This is a genomic window from Sphingomonas sp. BK580 (assembly GCF_014194975.1).
Lineage (GTDB): Bacteria > Pseudomonadota > Alphaproteobacteria > Sphingomonadales > Sphingomonadaceae > Sphingomonas.
Genome location: NZ_JACIAY010000001.1, coordinates 373,674 through 398,170 on the forward strand (window position 1 = coordinate 373,674; position 24,497 = coordinate 398,170).

28 protein-coding genes and 2 riboswitches are annotated in these 24,497 nt (G+C 71.7%); of the genes, 7 read left to right on the top strand and 21 right to left on the bottom strand.

Features of this window, described 5'->3' with window-relative positions; all coding sequences use genetic code 11:
• Positions 1–49: 49 nt before the first annotated feature.
• The gene (locus FHY05_RS01710; RefSeq protein ID WP_183942667.1) at positions 50–589 is read right to left on the bottom strand and encodes an NUDIX hydrolase; all 540 of its coding nucleotides are present in this window, start codon (positions 587–589) and stop codon (positions 50–52) included.
• A gap of 120 nt (positions 590–709) precedes the next feature.
• Here FHY05_RS01710 and mscL point away from each other — a divergent pair, with 120 nt between their 5' ends.
• Complete coding sequence (mscL, locus tag FHY05_RS01715) at positions 710–1,186, top strand: large conductance mechanosensitive channel protein MscL (protein ID WP_183942668.1); 477 nt, start codon at positions 710–712, stop codon at positions 1,184–1,186.
• A gap of 60 nt (positions 1,187–1,246) precedes the next feature.
• On the opposite strand, the gene FHY05_RS01720 is transcribed toward mscL, so the two are convergent.
• The 5 genes from FHY05_RS01720 to hisF form a co-directional block, all read right to left on the bottom strand.
• A complete protein-coding gene (locus FHY05_RS01720) occupies positions 1,247–2,797 on the bottom strand; it encodes an amino acid permease (RefSeq protein WP_183942669.1) in 1,551 nt (516 codons plus the stop codon).
• A gap of 363 nt (positions 2,798–3,160) precedes the next feature.
• Positions 3,161–3,547, bottom strand: a complete 387-nt coding sequence (locus FHY05_RS01725; protein WP_183942670.1) for an HIT domain-containing protein — start codon at positions 3,545–3,547, stop codon at positions 3,161–3,163.
• Positions 3,548–3,557: 10 nt separating this feature from the next.
• Positions 3,558–3,908, bottom strand: coding sequence for a phosphoribosyl-ATP diphosphatase (locus FHY05_RS01730; protein ID WP_183942953.1), 351 nt, complete (start codon positions 3,906–3,908; stop codon positions 3,558–3,560).
• Positions 3,909–3,982: 74 nt separating this feature from the next.
• Positions 3,983–4,552 carry a septal ring lytic transglycosylase RlpA family protein gene (locus FHY05_RS01735; RefSeq protein ID WP_183942671.1) on the bottom strand — a complete coding sequence of 190 codons (570 nt, stop codon included), beginning with the start codon at positions 4,550–4,552 and terminating at the stop codon, positions 3,983–3,985.
• Positions 4,549–5,310, bottom strand: coding sequence for an imidazole glycerol phosphate synthase subunit HisF (hisF, locus tag FHY05_RS01740; protein ID WP_183942672.1), 762 nt, complete (start codon positions 5,308–5,310; stop codon positions 4,549–4,551). The genes FHY05_RS01735 and hisF overlap by 4 nt, the downstream gene beginning before the upstream one ends.
• 126 nt (positions 5,311–5,436) lie before the next feature.
• Here hisF and FHY05_RS01745 point away from each other — a divergent pair, with 126 nt between their 5' ends.
• On the top strand, positions 5,437–5,679 hold the full coding sequence (locus tag FHY05_RS01745) for a hypothetical protein (RefSeq protein WP_183942673.1): 243 nt from the start codon (positions 5,437–5,439) through the stop codon (positions 5,677–5,679).
• 129 nt (positions 5,680–5,808) lie between these two features.
• Here FHY05_RS01745 and hisA read toward each other — a convergent pair whose 3' ends face one another.
• From hisA to hisB, 4 genes are all read right to left on the bottom strand, one after another.
• Positions 5,809–6,543: a 1-(5-phosphoribosyl)-5-[(5-phosphoribosylamino)methylideneamino]imidazole-4-carboxamide isomerase gene (gene hisA / locus FHY05_RS01750; RefSeq protein WP_183942674.1), complete on the bottom strand. Its 735-nt coding sequence runs from the start codon at positions 6,541–6,543 to the stop codon at positions 5,809–5,811.
• Between the two features lie 208 nt (positions 6,544–6,751).
• Positions 6,752–7,357: an imidazole glycerol phosphate synthase subunit HisH gene (gene hisH, locus FHY05_RS01755; protein ID WP_183942675.1), complete on the bottom strand. Its 606-nt coding sequence runs from the start codon at positions 7,355–7,357 to the stop codon at positions 6,752–6,754.
• The gene (locus tag FHY05_RS01760; RefSeq protein WP_311732340.1) at positions 7,354–7,665 is read right to left on the bottom strand and encodes a YciI family protein; all 312 of its coding nucleotides are present in this window, start codon (positions 7,663–7,665) and stop codon (positions 7,354–7,356) included. Before FHY05_RS01760 ends, hisH begins: the two co-directional genes overlap by 4 nt.
• A complete protein-coding gene (gene hisB, locus FHY05_RS01765) occupies positions 7,662–8,249 on the bottom strand; it encodes an imidazoleglycerol-phosphate dehydratase HisB (protein ID WP_183942676.1) in 588 nt (195 codons plus the stop codon). The genes FHY05_RS01760 and hisB overlap by 4 nt, the downstream gene beginning before the upstream one ends.
• Before the next feature lie 73 nt (positions 8,250–8,322).
• Between hisB and FHY05_RS01770 the strand changes: the two genes are divergently transcribed.
• Both FHY05_RS01770 and FHY05_RS01775 read left to right on the top strand, forming a co-directional pair.
• Positions 8,323–8,808 carry an SspB family protein gene (locus tag FHY05_RS01770; protein ID WP_183942677.1) on the top strand — a complete coding sequence of 162 codons (486 nt, stop codon included), beginning with the start codon at positions 8,323–8,325 and terminating at the stop codon, positions 8,806–8,808.
• Positions 8,805–9,218, top strand: a complete 414-nt coding sequence (locus FHY05_RS01775) for a GNAT family N-acetyltransferase (RefSeq protein ID WP_183942678.1) — start codon at positions 8,805–8,807, stop codon at positions 9,216–9,218. Before FHY05_RS01770 ends, FHY05_RS01775 begins: the two co-directional genes overlap by 4 nt.
• A 215-nt stretch (positions 9,219–9,433) precedes the next feature.
• Here the strand turns inward: FHY05_RS01775 and FHY05_RS01780 are convergent, their stop codons facing one another.
• Genes FHY05_RS01780 through FHY05_RS01790 form a run of 3 tightly spaced genes read right to left on the bottom strand, consistent with a single transcriptional unit; the run spans position 9,434 to position 12,419 of the window.
• Positions 9,434–10,684, bottom strand: a complete 1,251-nt coding sequence (locus tag FHY05_RS01780; RefSeq protein ID WP_183942679.1) for an adenosylmethionine--8-amino-7-oxononanoate transaminase — start codon at positions 10,682–10,684, stop codon at positions 9,434–9,436.
• The gene (gene bioD, locus FHY05_RS01785) at positions 10,681–11,301 is read right to left on the bottom strand and encodes a dethiobiotin synthase (protein ID WP_183942680.1); all 621 of its coding nucleotides are present in this window, start codon (positions 11,299–11,301) and stop codon (positions 10,681–10,683) included. The genes FHY05_RS01780 and bioD overlap by 4 nt, the downstream gene beginning before the upstream one ends.
• On the bottom strand, positions 11,298–12,419 hold the full coding sequence (locus FHY05_RS01790; protein ID WP_183942681.1) for an aminotransferase class I/II-fold pyridoxal phosphate-dependent enzyme: 1,122 nt from the start codon (positions 12,417–12,419) through the stop codon (positions 11,298–11,300). Before FHY05_RS01790 ends, bioD begins: the two co-directional genes overlap by 4 nt.
• Before the next feature lie 105 nt (positions 12,420–12,524).
• On the opposite strand from FHY05_RS01790, the gene FHY05_RS01795 reads away from it, so the two are divergent.
• Positions 12,525–13,352: a DUF4336 domain-containing protein gene (locus tag FHY05_RS01795; protein ID WP_183942682.1), complete on the top strand. Its 828-nt coding sequence runs from the start codon at positions 12,525–12,527 to the stop codon at positions 13,350–13,352.
• A gap of 7 nt (positions 13,353–13,359) precedes the next feature.
• On the opposite strand, the gene FHY05_RS01800 is transcribed toward FHY05_RS01795, so the two are convergent.
• From FHY05_RS01800 to uraH, 3 genes are all read right to left on the bottom strand, one after another.
• Positions 13,360–14,373, bottom strand: a complete 1,014-nt coding sequence (locus FHY05_RS01800) for a zinc-binding alcohol dehydrogenase family protein (protein WP_183942683.1) — start codon at positions 14,371–14,373, stop codon at positions 13,360–13,362.
• Positions 14,374–14,602: 229 nt separating this feature from the next.
• Complete coding sequence (locus tag FHY05_RS01805; RefSeq protein WP_183942684.1) at positions 14,603–16,135, bottom strand: aminoacyl--tRNA ligase-related protein; 1,533 nt, start codon at positions 16,133–16,135, stop codon at positions 14,603–14,605.
• A 53-nt stretch (positions 16,136–16,188) separates the two neighbouring features.
• On the bottom strand, positions 16,189–16,605 hold the full coding sequence (uraH, locus tag FHY05_RS01810) for a hydroxyisourate hydrolase (RefSeq protein ID WP_183942685.1): 417 nt from the start codon (positions 16,603–16,605) through the stop codon (positions 16,189–16,191).
• Positions 16,606–16,734: 129 nt separating this feature from the next.
• Here uraH and FHY05_RS01815 point away from each other — a divergent pair, with 129 nt between their 5' ends.
• Positions 16,735–17,640 (top strand): DMT family transporter, encoded by a 906-nt coding sequence (locus tag FHY05_RS01815; protein WP_311732341.1) that lies wholly within the window; start codon positions 16,735–16,737, stop codon positions 17,638–17,640.
• Between the two features lie 152 nt (positions 17,641–17,792).
• Here FHY05_RS01815 and gcvPB read toward each other — a convergent pair whose 3' ends face one another.
• The 4 genes from gcvPB to gcvT all read right to left on the bottom strand — a co-directional run bounded on the left by gcvPB (position 17,793) and on the right by gcvT (position 22,308).
• Positions 17,793–19,367: an aminomethyl-transferring glycine dehydrogenase subunit GcvPB gene (gene gcvPB / locus FHY05_RS01820; protein ID WP_183942687.1), complete on the bottom strand. Its 1,575-nt coding sequence runs from the start codon at positions 19,365–19,367 to the stop codon at positions 17,793–17,795.
• Positions 19,364–20,722 carry an aminomethyl-transferring glycine dehydrogenase subunit GcvPA gene (gene gcvPA / locus FHY05_RS01825; RefSeq protein WP_183942688.1) on the bottom strand — a complete coding sequence of 453 codons (1,359 nt, stop codon included), beginning with the start codon at positions 20,720–20,722 and terminating at the stop codon, positions 19,364–19,366. Before gcvPA ends, gcvPB begins: the two co-directional genes overlap by 4 nt.
• A 67-nt stretch (positions 20,723–20,789) precedes the next feature.
• Complete coding sequence (gcvH, locus tag FHY05_RS01830) at positions 20,790–21,161, bottom strand: glycine cleavage system protein GcvH (protein WP_183942689.1); 372 nt, start codon at positions 21,159–21,161, stop codon at positions 20,790–20,792.
• A 1-nt stretch (position 21,162) separates the two neighbouring features.
• Positions 21,163–22,308 carry a glycine cleavage system aminomethyltransferase GcvT gene (gcvT, locus tag FHY05_RS01835; protein ID WP_183942690.1) on the bottom strand — a complete coding sequence of 382 codons (1,146 nt, stop codon included), beginning with the start codon at positions 22,306–22,308 and terminating at the stop codon, positions 21,163–21,165.
• 52 nt (positions 22,309–22,360) lie between these two features.
• A riboswitch (glycine riboswitch) is annotated at positions 22,361–22,473 on the bottom strand.
• A riboswitch (glycine riboswitch) is annotated at positions 22,474–22,576 on the bottom strand.
• A gap of 143 nt (positions 22,577–22,719) precedes the next feature.
• Between gcvT and FHY05_RS01840 the strand changes: the two genes are divergently transcribed.
• Positions 22,720–22,983 (top strand): hypothetical protein, encoded by a 264-nt coding sequence (locus tag FHY05_RS01840; RefSeq protein ID WP_183942691.1) that lies wholly within the window; start codon positions 22,720–22,722, stop codon positions 22,981–22,983.
• A 137-nt stretch (positions 22,984–23,120) separates the two neighbouring features.
• Here FHY05_RS01840 and FHY05_RS01845 read toward each other — a convergent pair whose 3' ends face one another.
• Entirely contained in the window at positions 23,121–24,326 is a 1,206-nt protein-coding gene (locus FHY05_RS01845; RefSeq protein WP_183942692.1) for an MFS transporter, read from the bottom strand.
• Positions 24,327–24,497 lie beyond the last annotated feature (171 nt).

The window sequence follows — 24,497 nt, forward strand, 5'->3', positions numbered from 1 at the left end:
ACTGGCCTGCGGCCCGCGGTCCCCTCGCCGCCGAGCGCGGAGGATCACGTCACCCCAGCAACCCGTCCGCCAGCAGCAGCAGCATCTTGACGTCCATCGCCACGCCCTGGGTGCGCTTCGCCAGCACGAAGCGCGCCAGCTCGGTGCGCGGCACGAGATGCACCTCGATGTCCTCGTCGGCCTCGCCGCCGCCCGGACCGACCTTCTCCAGCTCGTGCGCGCGCACCAGCGTGAAGCCCTCGCTGTTCATGCCCGGCGACGAGTAGAAGAAGCCCAGTTCCTCGATCCGCCCCGCGCGATAGCCGGTCTCCTCCTCCAGCTCGCGCGCGGCGCCGGCGGCGACCGCCTCACCAGCGGTCTCGTCACCGATCAGGCCCGCGGGTAGCTCGAGACAGCGACGGCCGAGCGGGACGCGATATTGCTCGACCAGCACGACGCGATCGGCGTCGTCGATCGCCACGATCACGGCGGCCTGGATGCCGTTGCGGCGGGTGACATATTCCCACTGCCCCTGCGTCTTCACCTCGATGTAGCGACCCGCCCAGGCGGTCTCGGCAGGAGCGTCGGCGTCGCGGTGCGGCTTGGTCATGGGGTCTCGCTCGATGCTGGCGTCGGGAGGCGCCTCTGTAGGTCAGCCGGGCGGCTTGGCGAAGCGACAATCCGCGCTTAACCTGGATCTGCCCGCACCGGGAGCGGCAGGGAGACGATCATGTTGAAGGATTTCAGGGCGTTCATCGCTCGCGGCAATGTGCTAGACCTGGCGGTCGGCGTGATCATCGGCGGCGCCTTCGCCACCATCACCAAGTCACTGACCGACGACATCATCATGCCGATCGTCGGCGCGATCTTCGGCGGCTTCGATTTCTCGAGCTATTTCGTGAAGCTGGGGCCCGTCCCCGCCAACTACGCCGGCTCGCTGACGAGCTATGCCCAGCTCAAGGCGGCGGGCGTGCCGCTGTTCGGCTACGGCGAGTTCATCACCGTGGTGATCAACTTCATCATCCTCGCCTTCATCGTCTTCCTGCTGATGCGCAGCGTCAACCGCGTGATCGCCGCAACCGAGCGCGAGAAGAAGGAGGGCACCGCCGAGCCTGCCGCCGAGCCCGCCGAGGTGGCGCTGCTGCGCGAGATCCGCGACGAGCTGCGCGCCGGAACGGGCACGCGCACGCCTCCCCCGCTGGCCTGACCCGATGACGTCCGAGCGCTCTCCGTGCGCGGGAGAGCGCCGCGGCGTGCCCGCGATGACTCAGTGCAGCGTCGGGTCGGCGAGGTCGTCGGCGTCGACGATGCCGCGGCCGACATGGCTGTGGTGCCGGCTGTAGGCGAAGTAGATCACCAGCCCCACCGCGCCCCACACCGGCAGCACCAGCATCGCGGCGGAGGGCAGGTTGAAGAACAGGAACACGCAGCCCAGGATCGTCAGCGGCCCGACCAGCCACAGCGCGGGCGTGCGGAAGTCGCGCTTGTGGTCGCGCGCGGTGCGCCGCAGGATCATCACCGCGATCGCCACCATCATGAAGGCGTAGAGCGTGCCCGCGTTGGCGATGTCGGCGAGCTGCCCGACCGGCAGGAACGCTGCCGCGAAGGCCACGCCGATCCCGGTCATCGCGGTCACGACATAGGGCGTCTTCCACTTCGGGTGCACGGCCGACAGCTTCTCGGGCAACAGGCCGTCGCGGCTCATCACGAAGAAGATGCGCGTCTGGCCGAACATCAGGATCAGGATGACCGAGGGCAGCGCCAGGAAGGCCGCGATGCCCAGCATGTTGCCCACCTTGGACCAGCCGATCGCGCGCAGCACGTGGGCCAGCGCCTCGTTGGAGCAGACCAACGCGTCGGCATATTGCGGCAGCGCGCACTGGCGCGCCAGCTCCTCCGAGCCGGTCGGGAAGGGCACGCCGTTGGGCCCCATGATCGGCTGGCCGCCGATCGTGCCGATCGCGCCGGCGGCGACCAGGATGTAGAAGATGGTGCAGAACAAGAGCGAGCCGATCAGCCCGATCGGCACGTTGCGCTGCGGGTTCTTGGTCTCCTCCGCGGCGGTCGAGACGGCGTCGAAGCCGACATAGGCGAAGAAGATCGTCGCCGCCGCGCCCACCGCCCCCACGCCGGTGCCGAAGCCGCCGAACACGCCGGCGGGAAGGAAGGGGTTGAACTTGCCCGCGCTGAATGAGTCACTCGGCAGCGTCAGCGCGATGAAGGCGGTCAGCGCCACCACCTTGATCGCGACCAGTACGGCGTTCACGCGCGCGCTCTCCGTGGTGCCGATCATCAGCAGCCAGGTGATCAGCCCCGCGATCACCACCGCGGGCAGGTTGATGAAGCCGCCGGGGGCCCCGCCCAAGGCGAGCGGCGCCGCCGACAGCCAGGCGGGCAGATGGATGCCGAGGAACTGGTTGAGGATCGTCCCGCTGAAATAACCCGACCAGCCGACCGCCACCGCGCTGGCGGCGACCGCATATTCGAGGATCAGCGCCCAACCGACCGTCCAGGCGAGCAGCTCGCCCATGGTGGAGTAGGTGTAGGTATAGGCCGAGCCCGCCACCGGGATCATCGCCGCGATCTCGGCGTAGCACAGCGCCGCGACGATGCAGATCGCGCCGGCGATGGCGAAGGCCAGCATCAGCCCGGGTCCGGCCTTCTGTGCCCCCGCCGCGGTGAGCACGAAGATGCCGGTGCCGATGACGCAGCCGATGCCGAACAGCGTCAGCTGGAACCAGCCGAGCGTGCGGTGGAGCGACTTGCGCTCGGCGGTGGCGAGGATGGCGTCGAGAGGTTTGACGCGCCCGAAGATCATTAGGTTCGATGCCCCCAAGGGAAATTTGCTGGACAGGAGCGTAGCGGGTGTGCGGCGACGCGCAATAGTGTTGCGCGGCAATGACAGGGCAGGCGGCGAGAGGACACGACACCTCCCTGCCGTCATCCCGTCCTCGCGCCGGGTTCGAGGGTCCGGTTCCCCGATGCTCACTGACGCGGAGGCGACTCGCCGAGCTCGTCATCCCGGCTTGACCCGGGATCCATGGTCCCGCGAGTGCCGCGGGCGTCAATCCCGCGAAAGGATGGTCTCCGGCTCAGGGCCGGGATGACGGTTGCTGCGCGATGACCCCGACCGGGCAAGTGCCGCCGCGGCGCGATCAGCGCGCCGGGCTGCCTCCCGCCCTTACCCGTCCCGCTGCGCCAGCATCGGGCCGAGCGCGCGGCCGGCGAGGATGTGGACGTGAAGGTGCGGCACCTCGGCGTGGCTGTCGAGCCCGGTGTTGGCGATCAGGCGGTAGCCGCGCTCGACCAGCCCCGCCTCGCGTGCCGCCTGGCCGATCGCGCGGGTGAGGCTGACGATCTCTTCCGCGCTCGCGCTCGCCGAGAAATCGTCCCAGCTGACGTAACGCCCCTTCGGCACCGCGAGCAGGTGGACCGGCGCCCACGGCGCGATGTCGTGGAAGACGATGCTGTGCTCGTCCTCGTAGACCCGCCGCGACGGGATCTCGCCGCGTACCAGCTTGGCGAAGATATTCGCGTCGTCATAGGGCTGGGTGGCGTCGACGGTCATCGGGCGATCCTCACTCGGGTCGGAAGGAGAGCGGCAGCGGTCCGCCGCGTGCGGCTTTCTCGTCATGCCCCGACACGCCCTCGCGTCGCGCGAGCTCGGCGCGGACCTCGTCGAGCGTCAGCCCGGCGTCGGCGAGCAGCACCATGAGGTGGTACAGCAGGTCCGCCGCCTCCGGTACGATCGCGCGCTCGTCGCCGCGCAGCGCCGCGATCACCGTCTCGACCGCCTCCTCGCCGAGCTTCTGCGCGATGCGCGGCCGCCCCCTCGCGAACAAGGAGGCGGTGTAGGAGGACGCGGGGTCGGCGCCGCGGCGCGAGGCGACCGTGGCGAAGAGCCGGTCGAGCGGGTCGGGCTGGTCCATGACGCGCGGGGTGCCGCGCGAGAGCTCGCGGGTCAAGTCAGGGTGGTCCTGACCGACACGCGACATCGCTCTGCTCAGCGACCGATCGCGCGCAGGCCGGTGTCGAGCTGCGCGCGCAGGTTGGCGGCGACCTCGGGCGAGACGCCGGGTCGCGGCGCCGCGGCCTTTCCCCGACGCAGCCGCTCGCGGTCTCGCTCGGGCGGCTCGACCACGCGCACGCGCACCGCGACATGGCCGCGCGCCCGCACGCCGAGCAGTTCGGCCGCGCCGCGCGACAGGTCGATCAGCCGGTCGCGCGCGAACGGGCCACGATCGTTGACCCGCAGCAGGATCACGCGCCCGGTGTCCAGCGCGGTGACCTCGACGTAGCTCGGCAGCGGCAGCGTCGGATGCGCCGCGGTGACCCATTTGGCGCGGAAGCGCTCGCCGAGCGCGGTGCGATTACCCGACTCGCTGCCGTACCAGCTGGCATAGCCGAGCATGTCGTAGCTCGGGTCGACGGCGGGCGTGTAGGTGACGCCGCGCACCACATAGGGTCGGCCGAGCCGCACCGGCACGTCGCTCACCGGCCGGTAGTGGCCGCCGCAGCCGGCGAGAAGCGCTGCCAGCAGCGCGGCGCCTGCCCGCCACGCGCCGCGGCTCAATGCGCGCGCACCGGCACGCCGGCGCCGGCGAGCGCGGCGTGCGCCTCGGCCACGGTGGCCTGGCCGAAGTGGAAGATCGACGCGGCGAGCACCGCCGAGGCATGGCCCTGGGTCACTCCCGCGACGAGGTCGTCGAGCGTGCCGACCCCGCCCGAGGCGACCACCGGCACCTCGGTGCGGTCGGCGATGGCGCGTACCAGCGCGAGATCGTAGCCGCCGCGCGTGCCGTCGCGGTCCATCGAGGTGACGAGCAGCTCGCCCGCGCCCAGCTCGGCGAGGCGCAGGGCGTGCGCCACCGCGTCGATCCCGGTGGCGCGGCGACCGCCGTGGGTGAACACCTCCCAGCCCTCGCCGACGCGGCGCGCGTCGACGCTGGCGACGCAGCACTGGCTGCCGAACCGCTCGGCGATGTCGCTCACCAGCTCCGGACGCGCCACCGCCGCGGAATTGACCGCCACCTTGTCCGCGCCGGCGAGCAGCAGCGCGCGCGCGTCCTCCGCGCTGCGCACCCCGCCGCCGACGGTGAGCGGCATGAAGCAGACCGCGGCGGTGCGGCGGACGACGTCGAGGATGGTGCCGCGCGCCTCGTGACTGGCGGTGATGTCGAGGAAGCAGAGCTCGTCGGCGCCGGCGGCGTCATAGGCGCGCGCCTGCTCCACCGGGTCGCCGGCGTCGATCAGGTCGACGAAGTTGACGCCCTTGACGACGCGGCCCTCGGCGACGTCGAGGCAGGGGATCACGCGGGCACGGACGGTCATGCGTGCGGCTCATGCCCGCGCGCGCGGTCGGGAGCAAGCGCAGGCGCCGATGTCGGTCAGTGACGGGGTTCCTTGAAGCGCGCGCGGCGGCATCATCAGTTTCGATGGGTCGAGGAGAATAGGGCGATGCGATGCCGCTTCTGTGCGCTGCTGGTGATCTTCGCCAACCCGCGCGGCGCATTCCCGACCGAGTGGCCGCACGAGCGCCGTACGATCCTGTGCTGGTCGTGGTTTCGCCAGCGCACGTGGGAAGCCGGGCTGGAGCGCGAGGAGCGCTTCTGGCTGCATACGCCGCACGCGCGACGAGGCACAGCGCGCGGGTTGGTCGCGCGCAGCGGCGTGGGTCAGGGACCGCCCTTTCGTGGCTGAGTTGTGCTCCAGCGAGCGCCCGAGCTCAGGGTCACGCAGGGCAACAGCTCGCGGCGCGGTGTCCGCCGGGACACCCGCGTGCGCGGGATAGCCACGAGATATCCCGCCGCTCGCGCGCCTGCGCGCCCGCTACGCCGCCGCCGCCACGCTCAGCGCCGCGGCCAGGTCGAGCCGGCCATCATACAGCGCGCGCCCGGTGATCACGCCCTCCACCCCGTCGCGCGCGTGCAGCGCCAGCACGTGGATGTCGGCGATCCCGGCCACGCCGCCGCTCGCGATCACCGGGATGTCGACCGCGCGCGCGAGGTCCACCGTCGCCTCGATGTTGGCGCCCTTGAGCAGCCCGTCGCGACCGACATCGGTGAACAGCAGCGCCGCCACGCCCGCGTCCTCGAAGCGGCGCGCGAGCTCGACCACGCTGGTGGTCGACACGTCGGCCCAGCCCTTGGTCGCGACCATGCCGTCGCGCGCGTCCACCGCCACCACCACGCCGCCGGGAAAGTCGCGTGCGGCACCGCGGACGAAGTCCGGATCCTCCAGCGCGGCGGTGCCGATCACCACGCGCGACACGCCGAGATCGAACCAGCGCTCAACGCTCTCGCGCGTGCGGATGCCGCCACCGAGCTGGACGTGGCCGGGGAAGCGCGCGACGATCGCGCGCACGGCCTCGCCGTTGACGCTGGCACCGGCGAAGGCCCCGTCGAGGTCGACGACGTGGAGGTGCTCCGCGCCGGCCTCGGCGAACAGCATCGCCTGCGCCGCGGGGTCGTCGCCGTAGACGGTGGCGCGCGCCATGTCGCCCTCGGCGAGGCGAACCACCTGGCCCTGTTTGAGGTCGATCGCGGGGAAGACGATGAGGGTCATGCGGGCTCACTCGGCGAGGGCGGGACGGATCGGAAGCGCTGCCGGCGGGCATGCCGCCCTACCCTTGCCGTCGTCCCGGACTTGGTCCGGGATCCACCGTGCCGCCGACCCGACGGGCGAAGAGCGAGCGGAGCGGTGAATTCTGGAACGAGTTCAGGGTGACGCGGCGGGTGGGAAGAGGGCGGTCGACCGACCGATGCCGTGCCGCTCACGGCCGCCACGCCAGGAAGCGCTCCAGCAGCGCCAGCCCGTAGCGCTGGCTCTTCTCGGGATGGAACTGCACCCCCACGACCGTGTCCCGCGCCACCGCGGCGGTGACCGGGCCGGCATGATCGGTGGTCGCCACCACGTGCGCGCCGGTGAAGGCGTAGCTGTGGAGGAAATAGGCCTCGCCGGGTACGATCAAGGCGTGCTCGACCTGCGGCACCACGTCGTTCCAGCCCATGTGCGGCACCTTGGCGTCGGTGCCCGCGACGTCGATTCGGCGGACCGTGCCGTCGATCCAGCCGAGCCCGGCGTGGCGACCGAGCTCCTCGCCCGCGGTCGCCAGCAGCTGCATGCCGACACAGATGCCGAGGAAGGGCGCGCCCTGTTCCAGCACGCGACGCTCGAGCGCAGGCACCAGACCGTCGACCGCGCGCAGCGCCGCCGCGCAGGCGCCGAACGCGCCCACGCCGGGCAGCACGATGCGATCGGCGCGCGCCACCGCGTCGGGGTCGGCGGTGACGACCAGGTCCTCGCACCCGGCGGCGCGCAGCGCGTTGGCGACCGAGTGGAGGTTGCCCGCCTGATAGTCGATCAGCGCCAGCGTCATGCCAGCCACGCGCGGACCGGGTCGGCGGCGAAGCTGGCGTGGAACGGCACCACCTCCGCGGTGGCCGCGCCGGCGGTGACGAACGGGTCGGTCGCGGCGATCGCCTCGGCGGCGGCGCGGTCGCCGCGCACCACGATCACCCCGCCGCTGCGCGGCTCGCGCCGGCCCGCCACCAGGAAGGCGTTTTCCGCGAAGCCGGCGTCGAGCCAGGCGACGTGCGCCGGCATCAGCGAGTCGAGCTCGTCGAGCGGGCGCACGTAGCTCAGCAGGATCAGGCTCAGCTCGCCGCCGACACGGAAGCCGCTCACAGCGTGCCCTTGGTCGAGGGGATCACGCCGACCTTGCGCGGGTCGATCTCGATCGCCTCGCGCAGCGCGCGCGCCAGCCCCTTGTAGGCGCTCTCGGCGATGTGATGGTTGTTGTCGCCGTACAGCGTCTCGACGTGGAGCGTGATCCCGGCGGTCTGCGCGAAGCTGTGGAACCAGTGCTGGAATAGCTCGGTGTCCATCTCGCCGAGGCGGGTCTGGGTGAAGGCGGTCTTCCACACCAGCCACGGTCGGCCCGAGATGTCGAGCGCGACTCGGGTCAGCGTCTCGTCCATCGGCGACAGCGCGTCGGCGTAGCGGCGGATGCCGCGCTTGTCGCCGAGCGCCTGCGCCACCGCGCTGCCGAGCGCGAGCGCGCTGTCCTCCACCGTGTGGTGCTGGTCGATGTGGAGGTCACCGTCGCAATGGAGCGTGACGTCGATCAGCGAGTGGCGCGCGAGCTGCTCGAGCATATGGTCGAAGAAGCCGACCCCGGTGTGGATCTCATACTGGCCGGTGCCATCGAGGTTGACGGAGACGCTGATACGGGTCTCGCTGGTGTCGCGGCGGAGCGTGGCGGTGCGCATGGCGTCGGTCCATAACGCGCTGGACGGTCCAAGCAACCTTGACCGCTCAGCCCACCGCGCTACCCATAAGCGCATGAACGACATGCTGCCCGACAGCCAGATCCCCTACGACGAGATCGTGCAGGAAGCGCTGCGCGCCGTGGTGGGGCGTGTGCTGGGCGTGGTCGCCGAGACCGGCGGGCTGCCGGGCCAGCACCATTTCTACATCACCTTCAAGACACAGGCACCCGGCGTCGACATCCCGTCGCGCCTCGTCGAGCGCTTCCCCGACGAGATGACGATCGTGCTCCAGAACCGCTTCTGGGACCTGACCGTCGACGACGAGCGCTTCTCGGTGGGGCTCAGCTTCAACCAGGTGCCGTCCAAGCTGGTGATCCCTTACGCTGCGATCACCGGTTTCCACGACCCGGCGGTCAACTTCGAGCTGCGCTTCCAGGCGCAGGAGGGGCCGGGCGACGGCCCCGGCGGGCACGACCCTGCCGAGAATGACGGGCCGCCCGCCAGCGGCGCGAGCGACGGCTCGAACGTCGTCGCGGTGGACTTCAAGCGCAAGAAGTGATCGAGCGAGTCGCCGCGCCCGACGCGGCGGTGCGCGCCGCGATCCTCGCCCCGCTGGTGGCGCACAACGACTCGGCGGTGGGGCAGATGCCGCGCGAGGAGATCGCGCTCGTGCTCCGCGACGAGGCCGGCGCGATCGTCGGCGGGCTGTGGGGGGTGGCGAGCTATCGCTGGCTGTTCGTGCAATATCTCGCGCTCCCGCCCGACCGGCGCGGCCGCGGCGAGGGACGAGCGCTGATGCTCGCCGCCGAGGCCGAGGCGGCGCGGCTCGGCTGCGTCGGCGTGTGGCTCGACACCTTCAGCTTCCAGGCGCGCGGCTTCTACGAGAAGCTCGGCTACGCGCAGTTCGGCGCGATCGACGACTATCCGCCGGGCGAGTCGCGCTTTTTCCTGGCGAAGCGGATCGACTGAGAGTGGGCGGAGCGCCTACGACGCCTCACGCGGCCAACCGACGCTCTCGAAAGACCGTGGCGCCATCCTGAACCTGGTTCAGGCTCCACTCGTCCGCGCACCTTGGCGCCGCTGCATAGGCGGGACGGTGGATCCTGAAAGGAGTTCAGGATGGCGCCGACAAGAGGCCGCGCAACTCGCACCGCAATCCGGCTTGCACAGAAGCACGGTGGCGCTCACCCGAACGTCTCCACCGCCTCCGCGATCACCGCATAGATCCGGTCAAGGTCGTCGGCCCCGATGCAATAGGGCGGCATGACGTAGAGCGTGTCGCCGAGCGGGCGCAGCAGCACGTCGCGCTCGCGGAAGAAGGCCATCAGGCGCGGCGCGCGGTCGGAGAGGTAGCCCGCCCCCTCCCCGAGTTCGAGCGCCGCGATCGTGCCGAGCGAGCGCGCGCCGCTCACCTCAGGCACAGCGGAGAGCGCCGCCACGCGCTCGGCCTGTGCCGCCGCCAGCGCCGCCACGCGCTCGCGCACCGGCTCGTCGCGCCAGATCGCGAGATTGGCGCACGCGGCGGCACAGGCGATCGGGTTGGCGGTGTAGCTCGACGAGTGGAAGAACATTCGCGCGCGATCGGTGCTGCGATGCGCCTCGAACAGCGGCTCGGTCGCCAACGTCACTGCCAACGGCACCGCGCCGCCGGTCAGCCCCTTGGAAAGGCAGAGGATGTCGGGCACCACGCCGGCCTGCTCGCATGCCAGCAGCGTGCCGGTGCGGCCCCAGCCGGTCATCACCTCATCGGCGATGAAGAGCACGGAGTGGCGCGCGCAGATCGCGCGCATCTCGGCGAGCACCGCGGGCGCGTAGAACAGCATCCCGCCGGCGCCGAGCACCAGCGGCTCGACGATGAACGCCGCCGCGCCGGACGCGCAGGCCTGTTCCAGCGAGTCGAGCGTCGCCTGCTCCGCGCCCGCGGCGGGGAACGGGATCGTACCGACGTCGAACAGCAGCGGCGCATAGGGCCGGTTGAACACGCCGCGCGCGCCGACCGACATCGCCCCGATCGTGTCGCCGTGATAGCTGTGCGCCATCACCAGGATGCGGTCGCGCGGCTCACCGCGCGCGTGCCAGTATCCCAGCGCCATCTTGAGCGCGACCTCGACGCTGGTCGAGCCCGAGTCGGAGAAGAAGACGCGGGTCAGCGCCGCCGGCATGATCGCGGTCAACCCGCGCGCCAGCTCCTCGGCGGGCTCGTGCGTCCAGCCGGCGAAGATGATCTGGTCGAGCCGCTCGGCCTGATCGCGGATCGCGGCGACGATGCGCGGGTGATTGTGGCCGTGCGTCGTCACCCACCAGGAGGAGATCGCGTCGATCACGCGGCGACCGTCGGCGGTGTGCAGCGCCGCGCCCTCGCCGCGGGCGACGAGCGGGATCGGCTCGCCCAGGCCGTGCTGGGTGAAAGGATGCCACACCGGCGAACCGCTCATCGGAACGCCGCCACGTCGAACGACCCGGCGAAGGCACTCACCAGCGTGGTCGGATCGAGCCGGGGCAGCAGCGATAGCCGGCCGAGCCGGCGCACGTGGCCGATCGCCGCGATCGTCGCCTCGCTATCCTCCTGCGCGTCGCCGACGAAGGCGACCCCGAGCAGCGGCACGCCGCGCGCGCGCAGCGCCTCGATCGAGAGCAGGCTATGGTTGATCGTGCCCAACGACGTGCGCGCCACCAGCACCGCGGGGCAGCCCCAGCGCGCGATCTGGTCGGCGAACAGCCAGTCGCGCGTCAGCGGCACCAGCGCCCCGCCCGCCCCTTCCACCACGAGATCACGCGCGACCGCGGGTAGCGTCAGCCGCGCGGGATCGATCGCGACCCCATCGAGCTCGGCCGCGCGGTGCGGCGAGCACGGAGTCGTGAGCCGATACGCCTCGGGCATGATCCGCGCGCGGGGGACGCCGAGCGACTCGACGCTGGCGGCATCGCTGCCGTCCTCCAGCCCGGCCTGCACCGGCTTCCAGTAGGAAGCGTCGAGCGCCACGGTCAGCGCCGCGGCGAACACCGTCTTGCCCACGCCGGTATCGGTACCGGTCACCGCGACCACGCTCATCGCCGCGCCTCCGCGACCGCCTCGGCGAGCGCGTCGATCTCCGCGGTGCCGACGTGGAGCGTCAGCGACAGCCGCAGCCGCGCGCTCCCCGCCGGCACCGTCGGCGGTCGGATCGCGCGCACGTCGAAGCCGGCGCGCTGCACCGCGGCGGCGAGGTCGAGCGCGGCGCGGTCGTCGCCGACCAGCAGCGGCATGACCTGGGTCTCGGTCACGGTGGCGCCGAGCGGTCCCAGCCGCGCGCCGGCGTGCGCGATCAGCGCGTGCAGCCGCGCGCGCCGCTCGGGCTCGTCGGCGAGGATCGCCAGCGCGGCGCGCGCCACCGCGGCGGCGAGCGGCGCCGGCGCGGTCGAGAAGATGAAGGGCCGCGCGCGCGCCACCAGGAAGTCGCGCACCAGGCGTGAGCAACACACCAGCGCGCCCTCGCAGCCGAGCGCCTTGCCGAAGGTCTTGAGCGTGATGACGTCGTCCCGCCCGTCGAGCGCGCCGGCGAGACCGCGCCCGCGCTCGCCCCACACGCCGGTGGCGTGCGCCTCGTCGATCACCAGCATCGCGCCGTGCCGCTCGGCGACCGCGGCGAGATCGGCCAGCGGCGCGCGATCGCCGTCCATGCTGTAGAGGCTCTCCACCGCGATCCAGGGCGTGCCGGTGCCGCCGCGGGCGCGCCACGCCGCGATCGCCGAGTCGACCGCGCCCGCGTCATTATGCGACGTGGAGACGGTCGCGGCGCGGCCGAGCCGCATCCCGTCGTGGGCACTGGCGTGGACGAGCGCGTCATACACCACCAGGTCGCCGGCCTGGGGCAGCGCCGCGAACAGCGCGGTGTTGGCGGCATAGCCGCTGCCGAAGAACAAGGCCGCGGCGGTGCCGAAGAAGGCCGCCGCCTCCGCCTCCAGCGCCTCATGCTCGGGGTCATTGCCCCGCAGCAGCCGCGAGCCGCCGGAGCCGAGCGAGACGCCGCGCTCGAGCGCCGCCACCGCCGCGGCGCGCAGCCGCGGTGCGGCGGCGAGTGCGAGATAATCGTTCGAGGAAAAGTCGATGCCGCGGCGCGGCGCGAGCGTGCGGAGCCGGTCGCGCGCGGCGAGCTCGGCGAGATGGTCACGGTGCGAGGCGAGTAGCATCACCGCGCCTATAAGTCGCGGCGGCGGGGAATGACCAGCCGGCGCGGTGAGCCGGCTCTGCGGCGAGACGCGGCACGACGCGGCGCGCGCGACGTTCTGTCCGGCATGACACGACGCTCCTACTCCGTCCCGGCTCCCGCGCTCACCGCCATCGCCGCGGTCGCCGCCGCCGGTGCGCTCGCCGGCTACCGCTACGCCAGCCGGCGCCCCGTCGCGCCCGCGACCTACCCGCCGCTCGACCTGCCCAAGCCGTTCGCGGAGGATATCTGGGTCGTCGACAGCGGTCCGATCCACGCCGGCGGCCTGACGCTGCCGGTGCGCATGACGGTGATCCGGCTCGACGATGGCGCGCTGCTGCTCCATTCGCCCATCTCGTACACGCCAGCCCTGGCGGCAGCGCTCGAGGCGCTCGGCCCCGTGCGCCATCTCGTCGCGCCCAACGTAGCGCACTGGACCTATCTGCCACGTTGGCAGCGCGCCTTCCCACGCGCGACCTTGTGGGCAGCGCCGGGCCTCGCCGAGCGCGCGCAGGTGCGCCGCGCCGGGCTGCGGATCGACTCGGTACTCGGTGACGAGGCGCCGTCGGCCTGGGGCGGGGCGGTCGACCAGGGCGTGATCGAGGGCGGCGCTGGCTTCCGCGAGACCTGGTTCCTGCACCGCGCCACCCGAACGCTGGTGCTGACCGACCTGGTGCAGAACCTCGAGCCCGAGCGGCTGCCCGCGATCACCGCGCTGGTCGCCCGCGCGACGCGGGGGACGGCCGGTACCACGCCGCTCTACCTTCGCGCCGCGCTGCGGCTCGGCGGCGAGCCGATGCGGGCGGCGATCACGTCGATGGTGGCGCTGGCGCCCGAGCGCGTGGTGATGGCGCATGGCGCGCCGTTCACGAGCGGCGGCGCGGCGCGCCTCCGGAGCGCTTTCGCCTGGGTGTGAGCGGCGATCAGTCGAAGCGGACGATCGCCTTGAGCACCGTGTCCGCCGCCTCGATCAGCTCGGGAAGGCGCCGCGGCAGATCCCCGGCGTCGACGCTGTGGCTGTGGAGCGCGTCGGTCGCGATCGTACCGTCGCGGATCGCGGCGATGACCCGCGCGAAATCGGCCGCGAGCGCGTTGCGGCTGGCGATCAGTGTCGTCTCGCGCTTGTGGAACTCCGGATCGGCGAACACCAGGTCGCCCTTCACGACGCTCACCAGCACGTAGCTGCCGCCGTGCGCGACCTGGTGGAGCCCGTCGCGCATGGCGGCAAGATTACCCGTCGCGTCGAACACCGTCTCGAAGAAGTCGCCGTCGGTCATCGCCGCGAAGCGCGCCTGCGCCGCACCGTCGGCGAGCACCACCGAGTCGAAGCCGAGGTCGCGTCTGGCGCGATCCAGCCGCGGCCGGCGTGAGTCGCACAGCGTCACCGCGGCGCCGTCGAGCCGCGCGAACAGGGCGGTGGCGAGGCCGATCGGGCCGGCGCCCTTCACCAGCGCGCGGCTGCCCGGCCGCAGCCGCGCGCGCGCCACCGCGTGCGCGCCGATCGCGAGGAACTCGACCATCGACGCCTGCTCGGGCGTGAGCCCGGTGGCGTCGATCGCGGCGCGCTCGGGCACCGCGATCAGCTCGGCCATGCCCCCGTCAGTGTGGACGCCGAGCACCGCGACATGGGCGCAGCAATTGGGCTTGCCGGTGCGACAGGCAACGCAATGATCGCAGGCGAGATACGGGTTGATCGTCACCGCCTGCCCAGGACGGAAGGCAGAGCCCGCCGGCGCCTCGACGACCTCGCCCGCCAGCTCGTGCCCCATCACTCGCGGATAGCTGAGAAACGGCTGGTCGCCCGCGTAGATATGATAGTCGGTGCCGCACAGCCCGACGCGCCTGATCCGCACCAGCAACCCGTCGCTCGCGCGCGCGGGCGGCTCACGCTCGACGACGCGCAGTGCCAGCGGTTGGTCGCAGATGATGGTCAGCACGGCGCCGGGCTCCCTCACAGGGCGGTTCATCTCGCACCTATGAAATACCGTTCACGCTCATGCAATCGGTGTCGACTCGGCGAGCGATGAGACAGCCCCAGGCCGCTCGGAGCGATCCCCGGCAATGTCCGGCGCCGCGGCCCCGCCCTGCCGCCGCGCTGCTGATGCGGGATCTCGGGAGCTGCTGTGGTGCCGGTCCGCTCTGTGCGGGCCGGCACCGCGGCGGCGCTCAATAGGCGCGGCCGACCAGCACGCGCTCCACCGCCGGCGCGCCGGTGAAGACGCAGGTGCCGTCGAGCGGCGCCTGGTCGCTCGGCGCGTTGCGCAGCGTCAACTTGAGCGCCTTGAGCTTCTCCACCACCGCGTCCAGCGCCGCCCCGGTCGGGCGCGCCCATTGCACCTCGAGCCACCCGGGGTTGCGCGCGTCAGGGGCGAAGTGGGCCTCGACCGCGGCCCAGTCGCTTGCCGGGGTGATGCCCGCACGCAGCCGCGCGGCCGCCTCGTCGTACAACGATCGCTGGATCGCCTCCAGCAACGCGGGCGCCTCGGCAACGAAGCCGTCGCGCGCGGCACCGACGCTGTCGAGCTTGCCGTCGGCGCGGTACAGCCGATCCCGTCGGATCACCGAGACGTTGCCCGCCGCCATGTCGCGCCCGCCGACCTCGACGACGATCGGCGCACCCTTCTTGACCCAGCCCCAGCGCTTGGTGGTCGACTTCACCGGCTTGAGATCGAGCAGCGCGCGCAGCGGCTCGCCGAGCGCGCTCTGCCGCGCGAGGGCTTGCTGCAGCGTGCGGCAATAGGCCACCAGCGCCTCGTCCTCGGGCGTGTCGCGCAGCATCGGCACGATCACCACCTGCCACGGCGCGACGCGCGGCGGCACGCGCATTCCGTCGTCGTCGCCGTGGACCATGATCAGCGCGCCGATCGTCCGCGTCGACACACCCCAGCTGGTGGTGTTCGCCAGCTCGAGCTCGCCCGCGCTGTTCTGGAAACGGATGTTCTGCGCGCTGGCGAAATTGGTGCCGAGGAAGTGCGAGGTGCCCGCCTGGAGCGCCTTGCCGTCCTGCATCATCGCCTCGATCGAGTAGGTCGCGACCGCGCCGGGGAAGCGCTCGTTCTCGGGCTTCTCGCCCGCCACCACCGGCAGCGCGAGGTCGCTCTCGGCGAAGTCGCGGTACACCTCGAGCATGCGCAGCGTCTCCTCGCGCGCCTCCTCCGCCGAGGCGTGCGCGGTATGCCCCTCCTGCCACAGGAACTCGGCGGTGCGCAGGAACATGCGCGTGCGCATCTCCCAGCGGACGACGTTGGCCCATTGGTTGATCAGCACGGGCAGGTCGCGCCACGACTGCACCCAGCGCGCGAAGGCGTGGCCGATCACCGTCTCGGAGGTGGGGCGGACGACCAGCGGCTCTTCCAGCTTGGCGGCGGGATCGGGCACCAGCCCGCCCTTGCCGTCGGCGATCAGGCGGTGGTGAGTCACCACCGCCATCTCCTTGGCGAAGCCCTCGACGTGCGCGGCCTCCTGCTCGAAATAGGAGAGCGGGATGAACACGGGAAAGTAGCAGTTCTCGTGCCCGGTCGCCTTGATGCGATCGTCGAGCAGCCGCTGGATCCGCTCCCAGATGCCGTAGCCCCACGGCCGGATCACCATGCAGCCGCGCACACCCGATTCCTCCGCCATGTCGGCCTCGGCGATGACGGACTGGTACCAGGCGGCGAAGTCGGCCTCGCGCGTGACGGGGAGAGCGTGCTTGATCATCGCGCGCCCGTACACGCGAAGCCGGGCACGCGTAAACCGCCGCGTCGCGGGGCTCAGCTGCCGCGATACGTCGAGTAGCCGTAGGGGCTCACGGCGACCGGCACGTGATAGTGAGCGGCGGCATCCGTCACGCTGAAGGTGAGCACGATCTCGGGGAAGAACGGCTTGGCCGCGGCGTCAGGGTAGCGGGTCATGTCGAAGGTGAGTCGATAGATGCCGGCCCCGATCGTCGCGGGATCACCGATCCGGCGCACGCGCCCGTCCGCGTCGGTGCGCGCCTCGCCGATCCGCTCCCAGCGTCCGGCCGACGACCGGCGTTCGAGGCTCACCGGCACGCCCTTCCCGCCCGACCCGCGGGTCAGGTCGAGCACATGGGTCGATATCTCGGCAGCGTGCGCGGGCGTCGCCGCGACCGCGAGAGACGCCGCGACGACCACGCCAAGGGATCCGAGATGACGCACCGGGAACATGGAGAACCTGCCTGACATGGAACAACCTACCCGTAGCTCGCGGGGCGCCGCTTCGTTCCAGGCAGCTCCTCCGGCGAGGCGTCGCACTTACGTCACCACGGCGCGCTGAAAGCCGCTATGGCGCCGCGGGTGGCATCCGATCGCATCCTGCTCGCCGTCGCGCTGCGGCTCACCTCGGTGGCGCTGTTCGCGCTGATGAACACCTGCATCAAATTGGCCGAGGCGGGCGGTGCGCACCTCGCGGAGATCCTCTTCTGGCGCCAATGCGGCGCCGCGCTGCTCGTCACCGCGGTGGTGGGAGTCGTCCCCGGCTTCGCGACATTGCCGACGCGGCGCTTCGGCGCGCACCTGGCGCGCGCGACCGTGGGGCTGATCTCGATGGCCTTCACCTTCTACACGCTGACGGTGCTGCCGCTCGCCGAGGCGACGACGATCGGCTTCTCGATGCCGATCTTCGCCACTGTCTTGGGCGCGCTGCTGCTCAAGGAACCGACCGGGTGGCGCCGCTGGGCCGCGGTGGCGGTGGGCTTCACCGGTGTGGTCATCGTGGCGCAGCCCGGCGGCCACGAGATCCCGCTCCACGGCGCGCTGAGCGGTCTGCTCGCGGCGGTGCTGACCGCGGTGGTGACGATCCTGCTGCGCACGATCGGGCGCACCGAGAGACCGCTCACCACCGTCTTCTGGTTCTCGACGCTCTCGCTGGTGCCGCTCGGGATCGCCTATGCGATCTGGGCACAGCCGCACACGCCGTGGCTCTGGCTGATCCTCGTGACCTGCGGACTGTTCGGCGGCGCGGCGCAGGTGGCGATGACGAGCTCGCTGAGCTTCGGGCCGGTCTCGGCGGTGGTGCCGATGGACTATACGTCGCTGCTCTGGGCGACGTTGCTCGGCTGGCTGGTCTTCGACCACCTCCCCGACCGCGCCACCTGGGTCGGTGCGCCGGTGATCGTCGCGGCGGGGTTGTACATCGTGTGGCGCGAGCACGTCCGCCGGCGCGAGGAGACGCGGCAGGCGATGGCGCAGGGGATCGGGTGAGGACAGCGTTGGTTCGGCCCGAGCAGGATCTGCGCGCGCCGAGAACCCGGGTCGAGAGACGCGTGCGGACATCTCTCGACCCGTCGTCTCGACACGCTCACGACTGCTCGACGCGAACGAAGGGTCGCAGGGACAGCCGGAGATGCTGCCCCCTACTCCGCCGCCTGCGCCTCCTGGAGCTTCGGCTTCCACACCAGCACCGGCTTGCGCGCCGCCAGCGTCTCGTCGAGCCGCGCGCGCGGGGCGAAATGTGGCGCGGTCTTGAGTGACTCGTCGCCCGCCTTGGCGCGCTCCGCCACCGAGCGCAGCGCGCCGATGAACTGGTCGAGTGCGGCCTTGCTCTCGGTCTCGGTCGGCTCGACCAGCATCGCGCCGTGGACGACCAGCGGGAAATACATGGTCATCGGGTGATAGCCCTCGTCGATCAGCGCCTTGGCGATGTCGATCGTGGAGAAGCCCGGCGCCAGACCGCGATCGGAGAAGATCGCCTCGTGCATGCACGGCCCCGAGCCGGCGAACGGCGCATCGAGCGTATCCTCCAGCCGGCGCAGCACGTAATTGGCGTTGAGCACCGCGTCCTCGGCGACTTGGCGCAGCCCGTCCGCGCCGTGGCTGAGGATGTAGGTCAGCGCGCGCGTGAACATCCCCATCTGACCGTGGAAAGCGACCATGCGGCCGAAGCTGTCGGCGTGATGCTCCTCGGCATTCTCCTCCTCGACGAGGCGGTACTGGTCGCCGTCGCGCTCGACGAAGGGCAGCGGCGCGAACGGGGTCAGCGCCTCGGAGAACACCACCGGCCCCGACCCCGGCCCGCCGCCGCCGTGCGGGGTGGAGAAGGTCTTGTGCAGGTTGATGTGCATCGCGTCCACGCCGAGGTCGCCCGGGCGGACGCGGCCGACGATCGCGTTGAAATTGGCGCCGTCGCAATAGACGTACCCGCCCGCGGCGTGGACCGCGTCCGAGATCGCCTTGAGGTCGCGCTCGAACAGGCCGCAGGTGTTGGGGTTGGTGATCATCACGCCGGCCACGTCCGGGCCGAGCCGCGCCGTGAGCGCCGCGGTGTCGACGCGCCCCTCGGCGGTGGCGGGGATGTCCTCCACGCTGAAGCCCGCGAAGGCGGCGGTGGCGGGGTTGGTGCCGTGCGCCGACTCGGGCACCAGGATGACCTTGCGGTGCCCCTCGCCGCGCTTCGCCAACGCCGCCTTGATCGCGAGGATGCCACACAGCTCGCCGTGCGCGCCCGCCTTGGGGCTCATCGCCACCGAGTGCATGCCGGTGAGCGTGATCAGCCAGTGCGCGAGCTGGTGGATGACCTCCAGCGCGCCCTGCACCGTGTCGACCGGCTGGAGCGGATGGACGTCGGCGAAGCCCGGCAGCCGCGCCATCTTCTCGTTCAGCCGCGGGTTGTGCTTCATCGTGCACGAGCCGAGCGGGAAGAGGCCGAGGTCGATCGCGTAATTCTGCCGGCTCAGCCGCGTGTAGTGGCGCACCGTCTCGGGCTCGGAGAGGCCCGGCAGCCCGATCGGCGCGGTACGCGCGAGACCGCCCAGCCGCGAGCCCGCGGCGTCACCCGCGGCGAGATCCACGCCGGTGGTCTGGTCGTCGCCGATCTCGAAGATCAGCGGCTCCTCCAGCATCAGCGCCTTGTTGCCGGTGAAGGTCGTGCCCGCCGCGTCGCCGCGGCCCGCGGGCGCGGTCGGCTTCCAGCCGCTCTGGTTGATCGTCATGCCAGCACCTCCGTCAGCGCCGTCGCCAGCGCCTCGATATCGTCGTCGGTCACCGTCTCGGTCACCGCCACCACCAGGCCGTTCTCCAGCGCCGCCTCGCCCGGGTAGAGCCGCCCGAGCGACACGCCCGCGAGCACCCCGCGCTCCGCCAGCGTGCGCACCACGGGCCGCGCCTCCTGCCCGAGGTCGAGCGTGAACTCGTTGAAGAAGGCCTGGTTGATCACGCGCACGCCGGGCACCTGCGCGAGCCGGTCGGCGGCGCGGCAGGCGCTCGCGTGGTTCACCGCGGCGAGCCGGCGCAGCCCCGCCTCACCCAGCAAGGTCATGTGGATCGAGAAGGCCAAAGCGCACAGGCCCGAGTTGGTGCAGATGTTGCTGGTCGCCTTCTCGCGGCGGATATGCTGCTCACGCGTCGAGAGCGTCAGCACGAAGCCGCGCCGCCCGTCGGCGTCCACGGTCTCGCCGCACAGCCGGCCCGGCATCTGGCGGACGTATTTGTCCTTGCAGCCGAACAGCCCGACATAGGGTCCGCCGAACTGGAGCCCGACACCGAGCGACTGGCCCTCGCCGACGACGATGTCCGCGCCCATCTCGCCCGGCGCGCGCAGCGCGCCCAGCGCGACCGGCTCGGTCACCACCGCGATCAGCAGCGCCTTGTTCGCCTGGCACGCCTCGGCGAGCGGCGTCAGGTCGGCGACGCGCCCGAGGATGTCGGGATATTGCACCACCACGCACGAGGTGTCGGCGTCGATCGCGGCGATCAGCTGGTCGACGTCGGTCGCGGCGGTCAGCGCGGGCGCGCCGGTCTCGAGCAGGTCGCCGGTGTAGCGCGCCATCGTCTTGGCGACCGAGACGTAATGCGGGTGCAGCCCGGACGAGAGCAGCGCCTTGCCGCGCCGCGTGATCCGGCGCGCCATGCCGATCGCCTCCCAGCAGGCGGTCGAGCCGTCGTACATGCTGGCGTTGGCCACGTCGGTCCCGAGCAGGCGCGCGACCTGCGTCTGGAACTCGAACAGCATCTGCAGCGTGCCCTGCGCGATCTCGGGCTGATAGGGCGTGTAGGCGGTGAGGAACTCGCCGCGCTGGATCAGATGGTCCACCGACGCCGGCACGTGGTGACGGTAGGCGCCGGCGCCGAGGAAGAAAGGCACCTCGCCCGCGACGGTGTTCCGGCGCGCCAGCGCGGTCATGTGGCGCTCGACCGCGAGCTCGCTGGCGTGGAGCGGCAGGTCGCGCACGGGGCCGTCGAGCCGCGCGGACTCGGGCACGTCGACGAACAGGTCGTCGATCGAGCCGGCCCCGATCACCGCGAGCATGTCGCCGCGATCGGACGGGGTGAGAGGAAGGTAGCGCATAATCTGGTCTCTCCCGCCTCCCCTTGGGGGAGGCGTTGCTCCCCTCCCGCCCGGGAGGAGAGTCACATCACAATTTGGCGACGAAGGCGGCGTAGGCGGTCTCGTCCATCAGCGCTTCGAGCTCGCCCGGGTCGCTGAGGGTGAGCTTGAAGAACCAGCCCTCGCCCTCCGGGTCCGAATTGACGAGCGACGGCTCGTCGGCGAGCGCGGGATTCCCCTCGGTCACCGTGCCCGACACTGGCGCGTAGACGTCGGACGCGGCCTTGACGCTCTCGACCACCGCGGCCTCGTCGCCCTTGCTCAGGCTGCGGCCCGAGTCCGGCGCCTCGACGAAGACGATGTCGCCGAGCTGGCCCTGCGCATAGTCGCTGATGCCGACCGTGCCGGTCTGGCCGTCGACCTCGATCCACTCGTGATCCTCGGTGAAATAACGGCTCATCTCACTTCACTCCTCGGAAGTAACGGTGGGGAACGAACGGCATGGGTGCGACTGTCGCCTGGTGCGCCTTGCCGCGCTGTGACAACGTCAGGCCGGTGCCGGGAGCGGCGAGCGCCGCGGGGACATAGGCCATCGCGATCGGCGCCCCGACGCTCGGCGCGAAGCCGCCGCTGGTGACGCGGCCGACGGTCGCGCCGGCGTCGTCGACCACGGTCGCGCCCTCGCGCACCGGCTGGCGCCCCGCGACGAGCAGCCCGACGCGGCGCAGCGCCGGCCCGGCCTCGCGCTCGGCGAGCACGCGCGCGGCGCCGGGGAAGTCGGCGGCCTCGCGGCGGCGCTTAGCCAGCGCGAAGCCGAGGTCGGCCATCACCGGCGTGGTGGTGGGGTCGAGGTCGTGGCCGTAGAGCGGCAGCCCCGCCTCCAGTCGCAGCGAGTCGCGCGCGCCCAGGCCGATCGGCTTGATCTCCGGCTGCGCGACGAGCGCGTCGGCGAGCGCCACCGCCGCCTCGGCCGGCACCGATATCTCGACGCCGTCCTCGCCGGTATAGCCCGATCGGCTGATCCACAGCTCGTGACCCTGCCAGTCGAACGCGCCCGCCTGCATGAACACCAGCGAGTCCACGCCGGGGATCAACCGCGCCGCCGCGGCGACCGCCTCCGGCCCCTGGACCGCGAGCAGCGCATGCTCCTCCATCAGGTTGAGCGTGATCTCGTCAGGCAGGCGCTCGATCATGTGCGCGACGTCGTCGTACTTGGTCGCGCCGTTGACGACCATGTAGACGCGGTCCTCGCCCTGCGGCGTCAGCATCAGGTCGTCGAGCACGCCGCCGTCGTCGTCGAGCAGCAGCGAGTAGCGCGCCTTGTTGAGCGGCGCGTCGCTGATCGCGGCCGGCATCAGCGCCTCGAGCGCGGCGGCGACGTTCGGTCCGGTGAGGCTGAGCTGGCCCATGTGACTCACGTCGAACAGACCGGCGTGCTCGCGCGTCCACAGATGCTCGGCCATGATGCCCTCATACTGGACGGGCATGTGATATCCGGCGAACTCGACCATGCGGGCGCCGCGCTGGCGGTGCCAGGCGTCGAGTGGGAGAGTGAGGATCTCGATCGGCTCGAGATCGTCGTCGGTGTCCAGGACCGGGTCGCTCATCATCATGTCCGTACGTGCGAGGGCGAATCGCGCCGGCTGCCCGGCGATGATCCGTTCCCCCTCTGTCACGGGACCTGAGAGCTTTCCCCGGATCGCACCGGGTTACCCCTTCGGTGGGTGGCGCGATCCCGCGGGCGCGCGCCGCCGCTTTCCAGAGTGTCGATGAAGGCCGGCGCGGTCCCTGCTGCCTGAGAGATTCCGGGGTGGTTGCTCCTTCGGCGGCGGCTCCCGGCCTGCAAGGCCCGCCGCACTCTCCCGCGCCTGCCCATGCCGGTCGCCCGGCATCGACGTTCCGTCGCTCTACGGCAAGCGCGGCCCGAGTCAATCGCGTTCGCCACACCCCCTCGCCGCCGCGCATCGGAGCCGCGCGCGTGCTAAGACGTTTGCGCCTCAGGAGAAGGAGCAGCTCGCATGGACACCGCCACCTCGCCCGCCGTCGACCGCATCGCGCGCGTCCTCGCCGGCCAGCATCTCAGCGCCAACGGCCACGGCGAGTCGGAGTCGGCCTCGGCGCAGGTCGAGGCGACATGGAAGGACTATCGCGACGACGCGATCGCGGTGCTCCACACCCTGCGCGCGCCGAGTCCGGCGATGGCGGCGGCAGGGGACGTCGCGGTGTGGGAGCGGATGGTGCTCGCCGCGATCGCGGAGGCGAAGCCGGGTATCGTGATGTGAGATCGAGGCGGTGCCGAGCAGCCTGGGCGTGAGCAGGCGGACGTCGGTGGCCATCGCCGCGTCCGCTGATCCGACCCGTGGCGACGTGCTCGCGGGCGACGCCGCCGGACCGCGAGACGGCGCTCGCCAGCCGGCGCTCAGATACGTACAGGCTGCGCCCGGGGTGACGATCGCTCGACCGCGACGGACGCGGCCAGCACCGCCAGCCCGCACAGCGCCAGCACCGCGCCGACATAGCCGGTCGATGTCCAGCCATAGCCCGCCGCGATCACCATTCCCCCGAGCCACGGCCCGAGCGCGTTGGCGGTGTTGAAGGCCGAGTGGTTGAGCGCCGCGGCCAGCGCCTGCGCGTCGCCCGCCACGTCCATCAGTCGCGTCTGCAACACGCTGCCGAGCGCGCCGCTCACCCCGATCGCGAACATCGCCGCCAGCACCGACCAGAGGTGCGGCGCCGCCAGCGGCCAGAGCAGTAGCGCGACGAGCGCCCACACCAGCACCGCCGCCGCGGTCGGCAACAACGCGCGGTCGGCGAAGCGCGGCACCACGATGTTGCCCAGGGTCATCCCGACGCCGAACGTCATCAGCGCGAGCGGCACCATGCGCGGCCCGACCTGCGTCACCGCCGCCATCGTGTCCGCGAGATAGGTGTAGACCGCGAAGAGACCGCCGAAGCCGATCGCGCCGATGCCGAGCGTGAGCCATACCTGGGTGCGGCGTAGCGCCTGCAGCTCGCGCAGCGGGCTCGCCGCCGGGTCGCCGCGGTCGCGCGGCGCGAAGGCGGCCACCAACGCCGCGGTCAACCCCGCCAGCGCGGCGACGACGATGAAGCACGACCGCCAGCCGATCAGCTGCCCCATCAGGTTGGCGAGCGGCACGCCGACGATCGTCGCCACCGTCAGGCCTAGCATCACGCGCGCCACCGCCTGGGTGCGCTTGCCCTGCTCCACCAGCGACGCGGCGACCAGCATGGCGATGCCGAAATAGGCGCCATGCGGCAGCCCGGCGAGGAAGCGCGCCAGCATCATCGTCGGATAGCTCGGCGCGACCGCGGACAGCGCGTTGCCGAGCGCGAACAGCGTCATCAGCGCGATCAGCAGCGTTCGCCGGGCCAGCCGCGCGCCCAGCACCGCCAGTGTCGGCGCGCCCACCACCACGCCCAGCGCGTAAGCGCTGATGACATGGCCCGCGGTCGGCGCGTCGACGTGGAGGCTGCGTGCCATGTCGGGCAGCAGGCTCATGGTCGCGAACTCGGTGGTGCCGATCGCGAATCCGCCGACCGCGAGCGACAGATGGATCAGCCCGACGGGCGCGCGGCGCACGTCAGCGGTGGCGGCAGTCGCCATGTCGAGTCCCCGATGGTTGTGCTGTGGCACCAGAAGTCGCGATTGTGCGGTGCAGCGTCAAGGGCCAGGACGTGCCGCTGCCGTGTCGCCCCCTCGAAGCGAGCGCCTGCGATGGTCGGTGACGACGCCGATGCGGTGAATTCATCCTTCCCGCTGCCTGAGCTTGCGGCG